Here is a 17,702-nt window from a genome sequence, read left to right as displayed (position 1 = left end):
GTCGACGGTCGGGAGAGTTATGCCGTCGGGGACCGACCCACGACGCGTGCAGAAGACGGTACTCATCACCGGCTGTTCCTCGGGCATCGGTCGCGCCGCGGCGCGCGCGTTCCTCGACGAGGGGTGGACCGTGTACGCGACCGCGCGGAACCCCGCGGACATCGAGACGCTCGGCGAGGCGGGCTGCGAGCTGGCGACGCTCGACGTCACGGACCAGAGCGACGTCGACCGCGTCGTCGACCGTATCTTGGACGAGGAGGGCGCGATCGACGCGCTGATCAACAACGCCGGCTACGGCCAGTTCGGCCCGGTCGAGGACGTGCCGACCGCGAAGGTCCACGAGCAGTTCGACGTGAACGTGTACGGCCCGCACCGGCTCATCAAGGCCGTCCTCCCCGGGATGCGCCGGGAGCGCGACGGCACGATCGTCAACGTCTCCTCGGTCGCCGGGCGGGTGTCGTTCCCCGGCGGCGGCGTGTACAGCGGCTCGAAGTTCGCGATCGAGGCGCTGTCGGACGCCCTCCGCAACGAGGTGTCGGAGTACGGGATCGACGTGGTCGTCGTCGAACCCGGCCCCGTGCGAACGAACTTCTCGAAGCGCGCGGAGCGAGAGGCGGGCGGGGCGACCGACGGCGGGAGCGAGGCTGACGCCGACGGCATCGCATCCGACGAGTCGGGGATCGACCGCTCCGGCGCCTACGAGGAGTTCTACGCGATCTTCGAGGACACCCAGCTGCTCGGGGGTGACGGCCCCGGTGCCGTCGAGCCCGGGGTCGTCGCCGCCGCGATCGTCAACGCCGCGAGCGCGACGCAGCCGCCCGCCCGCGTCCAGCCCGGCACCGCCGCCCGGGTCGGCGTGCTCGCGCGGTTCCTCCCCGACGCGCTCCTCGATCGGGGGTACGAGTTCGTCCGGACGTTCACGAGCTGACTCCTACGCGTCCCCGTCCGCCGCGACCGCGAACGGGCTCTCTTCCTCCCGCCACTCCCAGCCGGGGAGCCGCGTCTGGAACCCCGCCGCGAGCGCGGCGTCGAGGTCGTCGGCGCCCGCTGCGCCCGCCGCGTCGGCGGTCGCGTCCTCCGTGACCCGCACGTCGACGAGGTGGAACGTCGCCTGCGCGAGCAGCGAGAGCGGGCGCCCGCCGGCGACGGTCGCGGCCAGCTCGCGGCCGAGCACCTCGTCGACGACGAACCCCGGGTAATCCCCCGCCACGTCGAGGTCGCGAAGCACGGCGACGCAGCCGGCGACGTTCACCGCCACTTCGCCGTCCGCGAACACCGCGTCGACCTCGCGGCGGTACGCCTCGGGGGTGACGGAGTCCACGTCGGTCTCGAAGAGGCGGCCGAGCCGCTCGCGCGTGTCGTTGATGACCGGGACGACGACCGGGGATCGCTCGCGGACCCACGCGTGTTCGTCGCGGACCCTCTCGGGCGTGATGTGCATGTGTGGGGCTTCGGAGGCGGGGGGTTTGCCATTTGCGAAGGGTTTTATAACGACCGGGCTTATCATCAGGCAAGCGGGTTTTCGCTGGCTGTTCCCGCACGGTACCACCTACGGACAGTACTACTACCACTATGCCTACCCCGTCACGGTCGCCCGTCCGGCGCCGAGCCGCGTCCCGAAACGCGACACGACCCGACGGCGACGGCGATCGCGACGACCCGCGGTGAGATATGAGTCAAGTCGATAAGCAACTCGATACCCTGAAATCAGAGATCGAACAGGAGATTCCGAACGACATCACGGTCACCGACGTGAAATACGAGGGACCGGAACTGGTCGTGTACACGCGCGACCCGAAGCGGTTCGCCGGCGACGGCGATCTGATCCGCCGGCTCGCCTCCAAGCTCCGGAAGCGGATCACCGTCCGTCCGGACCCGAGCGCGCTCTCTCCCCCGGCACGCGCCGAGGAAGAGGTCCGCTCGGTGATCCCGGAGGAGGCCGGCGTGACCGACCTCGACTTCCACGAGGACACCGGCGAGGTCGTCATCGAGGCCGAAAAGCCCGGGATGGTGATCGGTCGCCGCGGCTCGACGCTCCGAGAGATCACGCAGGAGGTCGGCTGGACCCCCGAGGTCGTTCGCACGCCCCCGATCGAGTCCTCCACCGTCTCGAACGTGCGCGGCTTCCTGAAGAACGAACGCGAGGAGCGGCGCGACATCCTCGAACGCGTGGGTCGGCAGATCCACCGCGAGGAGATGTCCGACGACGAGTGGGTCCGGATCACGACGCTCGGCTGCTGTCGCGAGGTCGGCCGCGCGGCCTTCATCCTCTCGACGCCCGAGACGCGCATCCTCATCGACTGCGGCGACAAGCCCGGCGCCGAGGGCGAGGTGCCGTACCTCCAGGTCCCCGAGGCGCTCGGGGCGGGCGCCGCGACCCTCGACGCGGTCATCCTCACGCACGCCCACCTCGACCACTCGGCGCTCATCCCGCTCCTGTATAAGTACGGCTACGACGGCCCGATCTACGCGACGGAGCCGACCCGCGACCTGATGGGGCTGCTCACCCTCGACTACCTCGACGTCGCCGCCAAGGACGGGCGAACGCCCCCGTACGAGTCGTCGCAGGTCCGCGAGGCGATCAAACACACGATCCCGCTGGAGTACGGCGACGTGACCGACATCGCGCCGGACGTGAAGCTCACGTTCCACAACGCCGGCCACATCCTCGGCAGCGCCGTCACCCACTTCCACATCGGCGACGGCCTCTACAACGTCGCCTTCTCCGGGGACATCCACTACGAGGACACCCGCCTGTTCAACGGCGCCGTCAACGACTTCCCGCGCGTCGAGACGCTCGTCTTGGAGTCCACCTACGGCGGCCGCGACGACTACCAGACCGATCAGGCCGACTCCGAGGAGGCGCTCAAGGAGGTCATCAACGAGACGTACGAGGAGGGCGGGAAGGTCGTCATCCCCGCGTTCGCGGTGGGGCGATCTCAGGAGATCATGCTCGTCTTAGAGGAGGCGATGCGCAACGGCGATATCCCGGAGATGCCCGTCCACCTCGACGGGATGATCTGGGAGGCGACCGCGATCCACACCACGTACCCCGAGTACCTCCGCGACGACCTCCGCGACCGGATCTTCCACGACGACGAGAACCCGTTCCTCGCCGACCAGTTCAACCACATCGACGGCGGCGAGGACGAACGACAGGAGGTCGCCGACGGCGACGAGTGTATCGTCATCTCCACGTCGGGGATGATCGAGGGCGGGCCGATCATGTCGTGGCTGCGCCACATCGGCTCCGACCCGAACTCGAACCTCGTCTTCGTCGGGTACCAGGCGCAGGGGACGCTCGGTCGCCGGATCCAGAACGGCTGGGACGAGATTCCGGTCGACGGCTGGGGCGGCGGCGGTCGCGGCGACACGCTCACCCTGGAGATGGGGACCGAGGTCGTCGACGGCTTCTCCGGACACGCCGACCGGCAGGGGTTGGAGAACTTCGTGAAGACGATGAACCCCCGCCCCGAGAAGGTGCTGTGCGTCCACGGCGACGAGCGGTCCGTCCAGGACCTCTCGTCCGCGCTGTACCACGACTACAACATGCGGACGTTCGCCCCGAAGAACCTGGAGACGTTCCGGTTCAAGTAGGCCGTACCGGGCGGTTCGCATCGGTCGGCCTTTCCGAGATGCCCAGCGACTGACTCCGTCACGTCTGGCGGCACCGTCACGCCCTCGACGACCGCGCACGCCGGACGACTGATGTCCGGCGGGCCGGGTCTGCGGCGGCGGTCGGTCTCGCTTCCGACTCTGCGTGATATTTTAAGAACCCCGGTCGAGTACGTCACGTATGCGAATCGCGCTCATCGCCCACGACGAGCTGAAAGACGAGATGGTCGAGTTCGTCACCGCACACACCGACGCGCTCGGCGAGTGCGAGCTCGTCACCACCGGTACGACGGGCAAACGCATCGCCGACGAAACGGGACTGACGGTGAACCGACAGGCTTCGGGACCGTACGGCGGCGACCTCCAGATCGGGGGGATGATCGCCGACGACCTGATCGACGGCGTCGTCTTCCTCCGCGACCCGCTCACGGCGCAGGCCCACGAACCCGACATCTCCGCGCTCCTGCGGGTCTGCGACGTGAAGGACGTGCCGCTCGCGACGAACGTCGCCTCCGCGGAACTGCTCGTCGACGGGCTCCTCGAAGCGGCGTGAGCGCGAGACCGACGCGACCCGGATCGCGGGTGCGCCCTCTCCGTCGAGTATCAGACCGGATAACCGGGAGCGCGCCGTTTTTATCCGGTCGGTCGTAGCCCCCGTCGATGACGCGCCGCGCTCCGTCCGGACTCACCGCCCGCGCCGCGATCTCGGTCGCGCTGCTCCTCGTCGTGGCGACCGTCGCGAGCGCGGGGGCCGTCGGCGCTGCGGCCGCAACGACCGGTGGCGACGCGCCGCCGAGCGGCTCGGCTGGTGGGGACGCCGACCGCATCGCACCGCCGACGCAGTGTTTCGCCGGCGAGGGGTACCCGATCTCCATCGGCGACGAGGGGGCGACGATCGAGGCGCTCGTCCACCTCTCCGTGGTGACCGATCCGGCCGCCGGCAACGAGTTCGGGATGGAGGCGTCGGGGGCCATCGGCGGCGACCCGATCGTGACGCTCGGCGCCGGCGTCAGGCTGACCGCGCGCGAGGCGATCGCGAACGGCGTGGATCCGTTCGCGGCGTTCGACGTGTTGTACGCCTACGAGCTGCGGCTCCCGATGTTCGACGGGTCGGTCGGTGAGCCGGCGTACCGCGACGACGGGTCGCCGATCGAATCGAGCGCGGGCGCGGTGCCCTGTTAGTCCGTCTCGCATCGGCCGTCGGGCGGCTCGACCCCGCGCACGATCCCCAGCAGCTCCCGGCGCGCGTCCGCCGGGCCCTCCCCGGCGGGGTACGACGCCTCACCGAGCGGATACGCGCCCCCGCCGAGCAGATACTCGCCGGCCGTCCAGACCGCGAGCAGCGCCTCGATCGGGACGCGCTGGCCGTCTCCGTCGGCGACGCGCGCGACGCCGCGAAACGTGGAGAGGGTCGCCCGCGACGCGGTCGGATCGTCGATCGCGATCGCTCGGTCGCCGCGGTGTTCGACTCGCTCGATGTCGCGCTCGGCGAGGCGCTCGCGGAATCCCGAGCGCGCCTGCCGCTCGACGAGCGCGGTGAGAGCCGAGTTCGGCGCGCTCGGCGGCCGGATCTCCAGCCGACTCGCGAAGCAGAAGGGGCGCGGCGGCTCGCTCGCGTCGCGCTCGTACCGCACCGTGCTCGCGTCGACGGAGACGGGACCGGCGGCGAATGCCCGCTCCGTGACCTCGTCGACGCGCCGCCAGCCGTCGAGGCGCTCGCGGGGAACGACGGGCGGGTCCATGCGCGGCGTTCTCCGCCGAGGTAGTTAAAAGGAAATGCCGCTCAGTGGTCGTCTTCGCGCCACTTGTGCTCGCACTCGGTACAGACGAAGAACCGCGTCTCGGACTCGTCGGCCGAGCGGATCTGCTGCATGTACCAGTACGCGCGGTCGTTTCCGCACTCCGGGCAGTGGGCGGTCGTCTTCGGGAGCCCCTTGTCCTCCGCGTCGCTCACGTCGATGACCTCGGACTCGACCTGCGATTCGGTGGTCCACTCGTCGTCGTCGTCCTCGCGGCCGAGCTCGTTGTCGCAGTCCTCGGAGCTACACACCCAGTGGTCCTCGCCCTCGCCGGACATCATCATCGAGCCGCATTCGTCGCAGAACTTCATGGCGGAACCAGCCGCGGATCGTATATAAACGGCGGGATCGCTGGCGCCAGTGCGTCGCCCTCGCGGTCCCGCTCGCTCCCCGTCGTCTCCGTTTGGTTCCGCCGCTCGCTCCCCGTCGTCTCCGCTCGGCTTTGCCCCTCACTCCCCGTCGTCGACGTGTTCGGCGAGCGCGAACCGGACGCGCTCCTCGTCGCCGCCCTTCGTCTCCCGACCGGTGACGACGATCTCCCCGATCTCGGCCGTGTTGCCGACGTGCGTCCCCGCGCAGGCGGTGCGGTCGTAGGGCTCCTCGTCGCCGTCGATAGCCGTCCCCCCGGCTGCACCGATCTCGACGATCCGGAGCTCCGCGATCGAGTCCGGGAGCAGGTCGATCCGCGTGCGGTCGGTGTCGAGCGTCGCCTCGGCCGCCTCGCGGTCCATCGTGTAGCTGGTCACGGGGCGTTCGTCGGCCACCAACTCGTTGAGCCGGGCTTCGATCCGGGCGAGGTCGCCGTCGTCGAAGCGCTCGTAAGCCGCGTCGAGGTGCGCGTGGTCGTCGTAGAGCTGATTCCCCGTCGTCTGCGCGACGAACTCGTTCAGCAGCAGCGCCGAGAGCAGGTGTTGTGCGGTGTGATACCGAGAGTGAACCCGCCGCCGCGCCGCGTCGATCTCTCCCACGACCGGCGTTCCGGGATCGGGGAGGTCGACGGCGTCGCCCGCGCCCGCCGCCGGTTCGAGGGTGTGGTAGATCGTGTCTCGCTTCTGTACGTCGACGACGCGCCAGCGGCGGTCGGCGGGGTCGCCGTCCGCGTCACCGTCCCCGCCCGCGTCACCGTCCGCAACCCGGAGCGTCCCCGTGTCGTGCGGCTGGCCGCCGCCGGTCGGGTAGAACTGCGTCCGGTCGAGGACGACCCGGTTCGGGTCCGAGAGAACGCGCTCGACGGTGGCTCGAAACGTCGTGACCGTGTCGTCCGCGAGATACAGCTCCTCGGTCATACCCGAACCGTGCGGTGCCGCGGGCTTCAGTGGTGCGTTCGGGGACGAATCGGTCTCAACTTCGATACTCGGACGTCGACGTTTATTACGTCTCCAGACGTATCTCACCCCATGAACAGCCCCGAGCGCGCGCAGAGCGAGGTGATCGGGGCCGTCCTGCTGCTGGGGCTCACGATCACGGCGGTCGGTATTACGGCCGGGATCGGGGCGAACGCGCTCGCGGACGCGCAGGCGTCCGCCGACATCGAACGGATCGAGGGGTCGATGACGCAGGTGGACTCGAAGGCCAGCCTCGTCGCTCACGGCGGGTCGACGAGCCAGCGCGTCCGGCTCGATCCCGGTCGAAGCGCCGACGTGCGCGCCGACGGCGACGCGGGCGTGATGCGGATCGAGGTAGAGGCGGAAACCGAGACCGGGGGAACGGAAACGGTGACGAAGAACGTCACGCTCGGGGCCGTCGTCTACGAGCGCGGCGACGATCGCGTGGCGTATCAGGGCGGCGGCGTCTGGCGCTCGAACGGCGAGGGGTCGTGGATGATCTCCCCGCCGGAGTTCCACTACCGGGGCGACACGCTCACGCTCCCGCTCGTGACGGTCGACGGGGACGGGCTCCTTGACGACTCCGCGGTCGTGACCGGGGGACATCCGGTGGGGTTGTTCCCGTCGGAGAACGTCTCGAACCCGCTGCTCGGCGGGAACGTCACGATCACCGTCGAGAGCGAGTACGCGGAGGGGTGGGGACGGTTCTTCGAGACCCGGACCCGGGCGAACGTCACCCAGCTGTCGCCGACCGAGGTCCAGGTCGCGCTCCGGACGCGGACCGTTCACCCCGCGGTCAGCGCGAGCGCCTCCGCGATCGGTGCGCCGCGGCTCGAATTCGGCGGGATAAACACTCTGTACGCCGACAGTTACGACTCAGCCGACGGGCCGTACCCCGGGAAGGGGAGCGCGAGCGATAACGCGGTGATCCAGGCGGCCAGCGATTTCCACCTCACCGCAGGTGGGGGCGGGAACACCGAATCCATCGAGATCCGCGGGGACCTCGTCGCCGAGTCGTACAAGATACCGAACGGGCAGTCGGACAAGCTGACCGTGACGGGCGAACGGCGGATCGGTAGCGACCTCGGCGGTGTCACTCCCGTCTCCGGGGCGATAACGGCGCGTATGAACGAGGCGCGAGACGCGACCGGCTCGGGCGAGAGCGGGTTCGATCTCGACAACGGTTCCACGGTTGTGATCGACACGAGCACCACGTTCACCGGTGACGTCACGGTCTCGGACGGCACGCTCCAGATCGAGGACGGCGCGACGGTCCTCGTCGAGGGCGACCTCACCGTTCAGGGTTCGGGGGCGATCCGGTCGACCGACGGAGCGGCAGCGGGGAACCCGAACGAACTGCTCGTTGACGGCACGATCTCCGTGGACGACGCGCCGATCACGACGGACACACGGTTTGAACTGTACAACACCGACACGATCAACGTCACCGGCCAAGCGCGTCTCGCGGCGGACGGCGGCGTCGCGCGCAACCTCTGGGTGTACTCGAGCGCGGACGACATCGCGATCGACGGCGAGGGGGACCACGGGGTCGCGTTCACCGGCGTCCTGTACGCTCCGGAGAGTAGCGTGACGCTCACTGATGCCATGACGTTCAACGGCTCGTTCACCTCGGGGAGTTTCGCGTTCAACGACGCCGACCTCGACCTCCACTACGACGAGTCGCTCCGGAACCTCCAGCCGTTCGAGGGCGAAGCGGTGCCCGTGGTGAGTCACCTCCACGTCTCTAAACACCAAGTAAAGGTCGAGAGCGAGTAGGTCGGACGCTGACCCGTCGACTCCGACACGGCCTGTCACCGACGCAGCGAGACGACCCGAACGGTCTCTCGGACGTACACGGTCTCGGAGTGTCGCAGCTTCGCCACGGCGACCCCGTCCGTGCCACCGGGCGTCGCGTTATCGAAGCCGTCCGCCTCGTCGAAGTACCGGCTCCACGCGTCCGGCTGCTCGGTCTCGACCCAGAGGTAGAGGGGATCGCCGCCGCCGCCGAAACGCTCCGTCTCCGAGTCGGCGGTCGCGTCCTCGACCACCGTGATCTGCACGGTGTCCTCGCCGGCGACGCGCTCCCTGCCGGGGCCGCGGACGAGGCCGACGATGGGAATCGTCGTCCGGTTGTCGGCGGCGACGAAGCGGGGGTCGGACAGCATCACGGAGCCGTCGCCGTCGCCGCGAACCAGCGCGCCGGCGTCGTAGGCGATCGTCGTCCCGCTGTCCCGGTACGTGAGGGGCCTCGACGTCCACTCGGCGATGGTCCCGTTGGCGACGTCGTCGGAGTCGTTGGTGTCCGCGAGCACGAAGCGCGTCTCCCCCGAGACCGAGAGCGTGCCGCTGGCCAACCGGAGCTCCGTCGCTCGGTTGGGGTCGCCGTACCGCTGGATGTCCCGGAGGTTGTCGTCGAACACCTCGAACGCGCGTTCGACGTTGTCGATACGCTCGGCCTCGCGCCGGTCCTCGACGCCGGTGATCCCGACCGCGAACACCGTGCCGATCGTGATCGTGATGAGCGAGAACACGAGGATGTAGCCGACCACGTCGCTCACGCCGCGCTCGTCTCCCGCGAGGGAGCGCCCGGCGGACGAGCCGCCGACCGAGACGGTTCGATCCCGGCGCCCGCTCATCGCTCACTCACCTCCAGTTCGGGACCGCCGGCGTCGTCGCTGACGTACCGGATCCGGACGGGGCCGCCCCGCACGCTCGTCTCCGCGACGGGTAGCGTCGCCGCGTGGGGGATCTCGACCGTTATCTCCGGATCGTCGGTCTGCAGCGTCACGGCGTCGTCGTCGACCGCGATCCGGTACGAGCGCCCCGCCAGCCGCCTCGGGAGGTCGACGCCCACCGAGACGGTCGTGGAGTCGGCGGCACCGGGCGGACGGTCGACGACCGCCGCGCGCGCGAGGCGGTCCGCGCTCTCGAGGTTCGCGACCGTCGTCTGGCCGGTCACTTCGAGGTCCCCCCGCACGACCCGGTCGGTCTGCGAGTCGACGACCCCGCCGATCCCGATGACGACGCCAGAGAGCAGCACCGCGCCGATCGCCAGCGTCAGCACGTAGCCGACCACGACGCTCACCGCGCGCTCGTCGCGGGCGAAGCGGGGTCGCCCGCCGTGCCATCGGTCACGCATCGGGCTCACCCGGAGCGACCCGAATCCTGGTCTTGAACCGGAGATCGGCGGTTCGGTACCGGAAATCGATCGTCGCGTCGTACACGGCGTCTCGCACCGTCAGCGCGGTGGCGCTGGTGGGATCCGTTCCCGTATCCACGGTCGCGGTCGCCTCCACGCCGGCGCCGCCGGCGTTCTCGAACTCGACGTCGTACCCGTCGCTCAGCCCCGCCGGCCAGACGCCGGGGCACGGGTCACCGTCGAAGCGGTCGCCGGTGACAGCGAGCGTGACGGCGTCGCCGGTCGCCGGCGATCGACACCGTTCGATCGGCGTCGAACCGTTTTTCCCCCCGGCGACCACGACATCGTCCCCCTCTGCGTACAGGTACCGCTCGTGAGTGGTCCCGGTCGCGGAGTCGTTGAAGACGACGGCAACCGCCTCGCTGCTCGCGTTCCCCGTGTCCGTCGGCGGCAGCGCGCTCTCGTTGGTGATCGAGAACGACCGGGCCCCGTTGACGTCGGGGATGGTCGTCGAGTCGTCGACGGGACCGGAGAGGTACCATCCCGGCGTGGTGGCGACGGGCTCGACGACGGCGATACCGCCCCGTCTCGCGTACCGCCCCGACAGATTCTGGTTGAGTTCCTCGATCCCGGTCTCGATCTCCGAACCGGTCGTGGCCCCGTTCCGGTTTGCGGTGTCGATGCGCGCGCCCGTCTCCTCGACGACGGCGGCGCGGACTTCCAGCGCCTCCCCGTCGGCGGCCTCGATGCCGCGGGTCGCGACGTTCTCCGAGTAGATGCTCGCGTTCAGCAGGACCACGAGCGCGACGAGCGAGACGGCCACGACGAGTCCGGAGACCAACAACAGCTGTCCGCGGTCGGCGTCGCGGAGGCGTTCGCGGGCCCCGTCGCTCTCGGATGTCGGAATCATAGTTGCCAGACGGCCATCCGCACCTCCACGCGGTAGATCGGCCGGGAGTCGGGGTCCTCTAAGTAGAACTTCTGGCTCGCGTTCGCAGCGACCTGGCGGAGCGTCGTCTCCTCGTAGGCGGGCATGGTGAGGTTCGCGTCGTCGGTGAGGACGACCGTCCGCGTCGCCGTCACGGCGTTGTCGCTCGGCGAGCCCATATACACCAGCCGGGTCGACTCCTTGTACCACCGGCCGTGCCGGAGCTCGACGTTGAACGCGATCCGTCTCTCGCCGAACGTCCGGTTCAACGCCTCGCCGAACGCGTTCGGCGGTCCGCCCGCGGTGAAGGGTCCGGAACTCCCGTCCGCCCTGAACGACTCGCTTTCGGGGTCCCACCTGAGCAGCGCGGCCTCGAGGTCGCCGTTGGCGGCGCTCGTCTCCAACAGATCGGTCGCGACCGCGCGCTGCTGGTTCTCCAAGTGCTGGTTCGACGTACTTGCCGAGAGGGGCGTGACGGCGGTCGCCTGCAGCGCGAACGTCAGCCCGGCGACGATCAGTATCGCGGCGGCGAACGCCTCCAGCGTGTGGGCCTGTCCACGGTCGTCTCTCGGGGGCATCGTCACCACACCTGCACGGTGAGCCGGTACTGGTCACCGTCGATCGAGACGACCCGCTGCGAGACACTGACGTCCCGCCGGGCGAGGCCGCTCGGGTCGTCGGTGGTTCGGTTCAGCGTCACGTCCCGGCTCGCGTGTCGGGTCTCGACTGCGACCGTCGAGGAGGCGTTGCCGGTCGGCGCCGACTCGTTCAGCGCGTGGATCACGACCAACACCTCCTCGTCGAGCCCGAACTGCGTCGCGGCGTCGTCGTCGACCCCGTCCGGGCAGCCGGAGACGTTGCCGAGAGTGGCGTTGCCCTCGAAGAAGGCGGCGGTGCACGCGGGGGACAGCACGCCCGGCTCCGTCGGCGACGCGGCCAGCAGGTCGCCCGCGAGACCGGCCGCGACGCGGTCGCTCACCACCGGCGACGCGGTCGCCGCGCCCGAGAAGGGGTCGAAGACGGTCGGGACGAAGGCGACCACGAACGCGAGCGTCAGCAGGAACACGCTCGCACCGACCGCGAAATCGATCGGCGTCTGCGCGCGGCGCCCCTCATCCCACATAGATCCACACCCCCAGCGCGAGCGTCATCAGGACCACGGCGAATTTGACGCCGGAGACGATGTCTGCGTTCCGGATGTATCCGCTGATGAATCCGGAGAGGATCGCCTGCAGCGTCACGGCGTGGAAGAACAGCAGCGAGAGCACCCCCGGGTCAACGCCGCCGCCACCTCCGAAGCCCGCGCCGCCCGTACTCCCGCCGTCCGCCTGCGAGGAGAGCCCGCCCATCACGTCGATGAACTGGGTCTGGAGGATGGCCATCACGCCCAGCAGCGTGACGTACGTCATCACGATGATCGCCACCTGCATCCGGGTCCGGGAGATCCGTTCGCGCTCGATGTCGTCCTGGTTCTCCGAGGCCTGCGCCGCCGTGGTCAACACGTCCGTGATCTGTGAGGACGCCTCCTGCGCCTCCGAGATGAGTTTCACCGTCCGGGCGAGCCGGGGGACCGCGTAGGAGTTGTTGAACTCCACTAGGGCGTCCCGAAGGCTCATCCCGTAGTTCACCTTCGCGTGGACCACCTCGAACTCCTCGGCGAGCTTTCCGGTCGACGTTTCCGACACGGTCTGGACCGATTCGAGCAGCGTCTGCCCGGTGTCGTTCGCGGAGGAGAGCTTTCGGAGGCTCTCAGAGAGCTTCCCCGTGATCGCCCGCTTGGACCGCTGGCTCCACTCGTGGAACACCGCGAGCGGTCCCATCACGAGGTACGCGGGGAGGTACACCCAGATGAACGTCGACCACACCGGACGGGCGATCCAGCCGTCGACGGTCGTCGGCGCGTTCCCCGAGGCGACCGCGACGCCGACGACGACGAGCGCGGCCGGCACGGTCAGCGCGAGCGTGTAGAGGGGGTTGTCCCGGAGGAACACGTGCGGCGCCGACATGATCTGTTTGGTCTTGTACGTCCCCTCGCGGTCGCGGATTCGATCGAAGACGCCGAACCGGCCGACGAACCCCTCGATCAGTCCGAAGTGGAGCAGCCCCTCTTGACTGGTCTGTTGGAGTCGTTCGCTGCCGCCGTCGGGGCGGAGATAGCCGTCGCCCGGCTCGTCCTGCTTCACCGTGGAGACGAGCACCAGGAACCCCGCGCCCGTCAGCGGGATGAGGAGGTACACCGTCGCGTACAGCAGGCGTTCGTCCGACTCGCCCATCATCCCCATGATGACGAGGATGATGATGAGGAGGAGGGGGAACAGCGACAGCGTCATATACATCTCGCCGAACAGCTCCAGCGTCTCCAGCGTCATCTCGCGCTCCTGTTTCGACGTGCGGAGGTGTTTCTCCTTTTTGTCCTTCAGGAAGCTCTCCATGTCGCCGCCGGAGTTGACGATGGAGAGCATGTCGGCGAGGAACTGCGAGAGCTCGTCGGAGGGGGTCTCCATCGACTGCTGGCGGATCGCGTTCCGGTAGTCGGTGCCGAAGTACTCCGTCTCGTTGACGATGCTCTGGAACTCGCGTGACACCTCGCCGTAGGTGTCCTCCGCCGTCGCCATCGCGCGGAGGATCTCCAGCTGATTGAGCCCCCCGACCGACAGCGCGTACATGAACGACACCGAGTCCGCGAGCAGGAGGTTGATCTCGCGCTCCCGCGCCGACGCCCGCGAGTAGGGGATCGCGATCACGCCGCCGAACCCGATCGCGAACCCGATCGCCCCGAACACGAGTCCGCTGACGAGGACCGCGGCGGGGACGACGAGCGAACGCAGGAACGACTGGACCGCCGGCGTGGGCGCGGGCACGCCGAGCGAGAGCGCCTCGGGGTCGATCAGCCCGAGCGAGAACACCCCGTAGCCGGTCAGCGTCCCGAGCGCCCAGAGGGCTCCGCCGACGATCAGACCGACGCCGAGCGCGCGCGAGACGTACATCTCCACCTGATCCGGCATCCGCGCCTCCGCGAGCTTCCGCTCCACGTCGCCGACGAAGTCGCCGTCCTCGTCGAATATCAGCTCGAAGACGGGATAGAACAGTCCCGCGAGGAGGTTGCCGTCGACGGAGCCGTCGCCGACCCCCGTGTCGAGACTCACGCGACCCACCTCGCTCGGACCACGGGACTACCGCTCCTCCGGGGATTCGACGGACCCGAAGCCCCAGTCGTCGATGCTTTCGTCGCGGCCCTCCCCCTCCTCGTCCTGCCTCTCCTCGCCGTCACCTTCGGCGTCCTCACTCTCACCAGCGCTCTCGGCGTCGTCATCCTCACCGCCGCGTGCTGCGCTTCCACCTTCCTCGGAATCGATGCCGTCGACAGCCGTCTTGTCGCCGGCGTCGATGCCGTTTAAAACAGGCTCCGGAGCCGGCTCCGACTCCCGCTCCGGAGCCGAATCGAGCACGTCGATCCCGCCGTCGAACGGCTCGTCGAAGTCGATCGCTCCGTCCGTGTCGGTCGTGTCGTCCGCGTCGTCCGGACTGTCCCTTTCGTCCGCGTCGTCCGCGTCGTCCGCGCTGTCGTCCGCGTCGTCCGGACTGTCCCTTTCGTCCGCGTCGGCGTCCGCCGCCGCGGCCTCGTCCGCCGCCTGCGCGAGCGCCTCGCGCTCGGAGCCGGGCTCCGCCTCGACGTCGGGTGCCGGCGCGACATCGAGGAGGGCGTCGGCCACGGAGTCGGGCATCCGACCGCGGTACTCCGCGAACAGGTCCTCGGCCGACTCCAGGATCCCCTCGACCTCCTCCCGGCCCGCCTCGTCCGGCTCCGGTCGCGGCACCATCTCCTCTTTGTCGCGGTCGACGTTGATCAGCACCGACTCCATCTCGCGGAGGTCCTCGAGCGACCGCTCCAGCTCCTCGTTCGCCATCAGCGCGAGCACCGTCTCCGGGTCGTTGATGAACGCCTGGAACGTCGCCGCGACCTGCGCGTAGCTGTTGAGCCCGCGGTCGATGAGGTACGCTAACACGACGCGGCGCTTCCGGAGCTCCTCGTCCAGCGTCTCGCGGCTCCAGCCGCGGTCGAACATGATGTCTTCGAGGGTGTTCGAGTCGCCCATCTGGAGGAACTCGTCGGTTTCCGCCTGCCACTGGAACACGTCTTGGACGTTGATCTCGTCGTTCTCGGCGTCGTAGTGGTTGATCTCGGTCAGCGACTTGTTCCGGCGCACCTTCTTCCCCTGCACCCGCGTGGAGGTCTGGACCGAGACCAGATCGAGCGCGGTGAACATCGTCTTCGAGACGTTGATCGGGTCGGTGGTGAACCGCTTGAGCACCTCGCCGACCGTGTCGGCGTGGAACGTCGTGTAGGTGGTGTGGCCGGTCGACATCACCTGGAAGGCCGTGCGCCCCTCTTCGCCCCGGATCTCGCCCATCACGATGTAGTCGGGGCGCTGGCGGAGCGCGGCCTCCAGCAGGTCGAACTCGTCGATGTCGCCCTTGTCGTCGTCGGAGAAGGAGGGGCGCGTGACGGAGGCGATCCAGTTTCGCTGGGGAAGCTCCACCTCGCGGGTGTCCTCGATGGAGACGATCTTCGAGTTCGAGGGGATAAAGAGGGAGACGGCGTTCAGGCTCGTCGTCTTCCCGGAGGCGGTGCCGCCCGCGAAGATCAGGCTCTTGTGGTTCTCGATCGAGAGCCAGAGGAAGGCCATCTCGTCGAGCGAGAACGTCTTCCAGTTGATCAGGTCGATCGGGGTGAACGGCACGTCGTTGAACTGCCGGATCGTGTAGTTGGTGCCGTGGTCCGACACCTCGCGTCCGAGCGTGAGCTGGGCGCGGGAGCCGTCCGGGAGCGTGGCGTCCACCTGCGGGCGGCGCTTCGAGATCCCCTTCCCGGAGCGCTGCGCGAGCTTCACGACGAAGTCGTCGAGCTCGTCGGTCCCGTGGTAGACGTTGGTGATGATCTGTTCGTAGTCGGAGTGGTAGACGAACACCGGGGAGTTGTACCCGTCACAGGAGATATCCTCGACGTTGATGTCGTACTTGATCGGGTCGATGCGCTCGTACCCGATGAAGTCCCGCTTGAGGTAGTACAGCAGCTTCTCGACCTGATGTTCCGAGAGCGTCTTCGGGTCCTCCGCGAGCACCGCCGGCTCGGGTCGAGCGAGCACCTTCTCGGGGGTCGGGCTCGACTCCGTCGGCGGTTCGTACCCGAGTGACTCGGAGATCCGCCCGGCGATCCCCTCCGTGAGGTCGAAGCCGAAGCGGTCCACGAGGTCGTCCACGAGGTCGTCGACGGGGCCTCTGGTGTCGTCCGCGCGCTCGTAGAGGTCGTACCGGTCGAGCAGCGTCAGCGTCTCGTCGACGATCACGCCCTCGCGGAACGCCTCGTCGCCGCCCGCGATCGACTCGTCGGCGTACTTGATCGACGTCCGGAGCTTCCCGGTGAGGAACTCGATCAGGTCGGTCTCGATCTCGGTCCGGTACGGCTGGACTGCGTAGTACTTCACCTCGTTCTCCTTCGTCGACCGGAACACGATCACGAAGGCGTACGGCTTGTTCACCCAGTACCGCTCGATCTCGCGGAAGTGACGCTTCTTCGGCATCGGCACCGCCTTCTCCAAGTCGTACCGGTTCGCGAGCGTGGTGTGGCCCTCGTCCGTCGAGAAGAACGCGTCCTCGTCGACCTCTGGGTTCACGTTGACGGTGCGCTCGTCGACCAGCTCCGCGAGGTCGGCGGCGGCGGCGCCACCCGCTCCCAGTAGTTCCTCCGTCCGGTCGGGATCGAACCCCAGCGCCTCGACTTTGTCGTCGTGCGTGAACGCCAGCGGCTCCGCTTCGCCCTCCTCGTTCTCCTCGGCCGGCGGGTTCCCGTCCTCGTCGAGGAAGTACTCGTCGCGGTAGTCGTCCCACGTGTAGTACCCCTTGAGCACCGGCACCTCGTAGAGGTTGTACCGGGCCGAACAGAGGTCCCAGAGCACGTCTCCCACGGCCGCGGCGCCCCCGAACCGGAACGCCGTCTCCGACGGGTCGAACCCGAGGAAGTCGCTCGGGTCCACGCCGACCCGATCCCACTCCTCGCTCGTCGGTGCGCGTCGCGGAACCGACTCCACCTCAGTGGCCGCGGCGACGACGACCCCCGAGACCCCCGCGCCGTCGACCGCGATGCCGGGCCGTTCCGTGGTCTCGTCCGCGGTCCCGCCGCCCTCGATTTCGCCTGCCTCTCCGCCGCCCTCGATTTCGCCTGCCTCTCCGCCGCCCTCGATTTCGCCTGCCTCTCCGCCGCCTTCTTCTCCGTCGCCTCCTTCACCGACGCCGCCGCTGTCGCCCTCGTCCACGTCGTCGCCCTCTTGTGCCTCCTTCTCGTCGCCTGCTTGTTCTTCCCCCTCGCCGCCCGCTTGTACCTCCCCTTCGGTGTCTTCCGCCTCGTCAACCGGCTCCGCTTCGGGTTCGGAAGTCGCCGCCGCGGTCGAGGTCCCGGCGGGGACGACGGCCGCGCCGCTGAGAACGACGTGGTCCGGACCGATCACGAGCGTCCCCGCCTCGGGCGTACCGTGTCCCGGAACGGCGGTGTCGCCGTCGGCCGTGTACGGCTCGTCGACGCCGGCGGCGCGGACCACCCGGTCGACGCCCTCCTCGACGTGGGCGGCGACGGAGGTCGCGGGCACGACCGGTGCCTCGCCGATGTCGGCGTACAGCTCGGTCGCGGCGTCCTCGCGCCCGCGGTCGCGGAGGAACGAGCGCCACGAGAATCGCCCCACCGACACCGGAGTATCCGCCGTCAGCCGGTCAGACGCCGGAGATTCCGCCGTCTCGTCGGGCGAGAAGGGCGAATGCTCGGCGTCCTCGGCAGTCATACGTGCGTGCACGATTCGCCCGTTGAAAAAGGTGTCTCGCAAAACACCGCGACTGATAATCCA

Annotated in this window: 16 protein-coding genes; 5 read left to right on the top strand and 11 right to left on the bottom strand. The window is 68.9% G+C overall.

Annotation, left to right across the window (positions count from 1 at the left end; translation table 11 throughout):
• Positions 1-19 precede the first annotated feature (19 nt).
• Complete coding sequence (locus tag ACT4MF_RS00580) at positions 20-928, top strand: SDR family oxidoreductase (protein WP_099256396.1); 909 nt, start codon at positions 20-22, stop codon at positions 926-928.
• A gap of 3 nt (positions 929-931) precedes the next feature.
• Here ACT4MF_RS00580 and ACT4MF_RS00575 read toward each other — a convergent pair whose 3' ends face one another.
• Positions 932-1,441 carry a DUF7984 family protein gene (locus ACT4MF_RS00575; protein ID WP_099256395.1) on the bottom strand — a complete coding sequence of 170 codons (510 nt, stop codon included), beginning with the start codon at positions 1,439-1,441 and terminating at the stop codon, positions 932-934.
• A gap of 230 nt (positions 1,442-1,671) precedes the next feature.
• Between ACT4MF_RS00575 and ACT4MF_RS00570 the strand changes: the two genes are divergently transcribed.
• From ACT4MF_RS00570 to ACT4MF_RS00560, 3 genes are all read left to right on the top strand, one after another.
• A complete protein-coding gene (locus ACT4MF_RS00570; protein ID WP_099256394.1) occupies positions 1,672-3,597 on the top strand; it encodes a beta-CASP ribonuclease aCPSF1 in 1,926 nt (641 codons plus the stop codon).
• Between the two features lie 199 nt (positions 3,598-3,796).
• The gene (locus ACT4MF_RS00565; protein WP_099256393.1) at positions 3,797-4,168 is read left to right on the top strand and encodes a methylglyoxal synthase; all 372 of its coding nucleotides are present in this window, start codon (positions 3,797-3,799) and stop codon (positions 4,166-4,168) included.
• Between the two features lie 107 nt (positions 4,169-4,275).
• Positions 4,276-4,797: a DUF7332 family protein gene (locus tag ACT4MF_RS00560; RefSeq protein ID WP_099256392.1), complete on the top strand. Its 522-nt coding sequence runs from the start codon at positions 4,276-4,278 to the stop codon at positions 4,795-4,797.
• Here the strand turns inward: ACT4MF_RS00560 and ACT4MF_RS00555 are convergent.
• The 3 genes from ACT4MF_RS00555 to ACT4MF_RS00545 all read right to left on the bottom strand — a co-directional run bounded on the left by ACT4MF_RS00555 (position 4,794) and on the right by ACT4MF_RS00545 (position 6,700).
• The gene (locus ACT4MF_RS00555; RefSeq protein WP_444681447.1) at positions 4,794-5,357 is read right to left on the bottom strand and encodes a DUF6517 family protein; all 564 of its coding nucleotides are present in this window, start codon (positions 5,355-5,357) and stop codon (positions 4,794-4,796) included. The two genes, ACT4MF_RS00560 and ACT4MF_RS00555, sit on opposite strands and share 4 nt — an antisense overlap.
• A gap of 41 nt (positions 5,358-5,398) precedes the next feature.
• Positions 5,399-5,725: a transcription factor S gene (locus tag ACT4MF_RS00550; protein WP_008004030.1), complete on the bottom strand. Its 327-nt coding sequence runs from the start codon at positions 5,723-5,725 to the stop codon at positions 5,399-5,401.
• 138 nt (positions 5,726-5,863) lie between these two features.
• On the bottom strand, positions 5,864-6,700 hold the full coding sequence (locus ACT4MF_RS00545) for an alanyl-tRNA editing protein (protein ID WP_444681446.1): 837 nt from the start codon (positions 6,698-6,700) through the stop codon (positions 5,864-5,866).
• A gap of 111 nt (positions 6,701-6,811) precedes the next feature.
• On the opposite strand from ACT4MF_RS00545, the gene ACT4MF_RS00540 reads away from it, so the two are divergent.
• Positions 6,812-8,515, top strand: a complete 1,704-nt coding sequence (locus tag ACT4MF_RS00540; RefSeq protein ID WP_444681445.1) for a DUF7289 family protein — start codon at positions 6,812-6,814, stop codon at positions 8,513-8,515.
• Between the two features lie 35 nt (positions 8,516-8,550).
• On the opposite strand, the gene ACT4MF_RS00535 is transcribed toward ACT4MF_RS00540, so the two are convergent.
• The 7 genes from ACT4MF_RS00535 to ACT4MF_RS00505 are packed head-to-tail and all read right to left on the bottom strand — an operon-like array spanning position 8,551 to position 17,639.
• The gene (locus ACT4MF_RS00535) at positions 8,551-9,375 is read right to left on the bottom strand and encodes a DUF7289 family protein (RefSeq protein WP_444681444.1); all 825 of its coding nucleotides are present in this window, start codon (positions 9,373-9,375) and stop codon (positions 8,551-8,553) included.
• Positions 9,372-9,878 carry a DUF7266 family protein gene (locus ACT4MF_RS00530; protein ID WP_444681443.1) on the bottom strand — a complete coding sequence of 169 codons (507 nt, stop codon included), beginning with the start codon at positions 9,876-9,878 and terminating at the stop codon, positions 9,372-9,374. Before ACT4MF_RS00530 ends, ACT4MF_RS00535 begins: the two co-directional genes overlap by 4 nt.
• A complete protein-coding gene (locus ACT4MF_RS00525; protein WP_444681442.1) occupies positions 9,871-10,788 on the bottom strand; it encodes a DUF7261 family protein in 918 nt (305 codons plus the stop codon). Before ACT4MF_RS00525 ends, ACT4MF_RS00530 begins: the two co-directional genes overlap by 8 nt.
• A complete protein-coding gene (locus ACT4MF_RS00520) occupies positions 10,785-11,384 on the bottom strand; it encodes a DUF7288 family protein (RefSeq protein WP_099256384.1) in 600 nt (199 codons plus the stop codon). Before ACT4MF_RS00520 ends, ACT4MF_RS00525 begins: the two co-directional genes overlap by 4 nt.
• Positions 11,385-11,386: 2 nt before the next feature.
• Positions 11,387-11,929 carry a DUF7287 family protein gene (locus ACT4MF_RS00515; protein ID WP_444681441.1) on the bottom strand — a complete coding sequence of 181 codons (543 nt, stop codon included), beginning with the start codon at positions 11,927-11,929 and terminating at the stop codon, positions 11,387-11,389.
• Complete coding sequence (locus tag ACT4MF_RS00510) at positions 11,919-13,952, bottom strand: type II secretion system F family protein (protein WP_444681440.1); 2,034 nt, start codon at positions 13,950-13,952, stop codon at positions 11,919-11,921. Before ACT4MF_RS00510 ends, ACT4MF_RS00515 begins: the two co-directional genes overlap by 11 nt.
• A 27-nt stretch (positions 13,953-13,979) precedes the next feature.
• A complete protein-coding gene (locus tag ACT4MF_RS00505; RefSeq protein ID WP_444681439.1) occupies positions 13,980-17,639 on the bottom strand; it encodes an ATPase, T2SS/T4P/T4SS family in 3,660 nt (1,219 codons plus the stop codon).
• Between the last annotated feature and the right edge of the window lie 63 nt (positions 17,640-17,702).

This window comes from Halorubrum sp. FL23, from assembly GCF_052439115.2.
Classification (GTDB): Archaea; Halobacteriota; Halobacteria; order Halobacteriales; family Haloferacaceae; genus Halorubrum; species Halorubrum persicum.
This window is presented reverse-complemented; position numbering and strand designations above follow the sequence as displayed.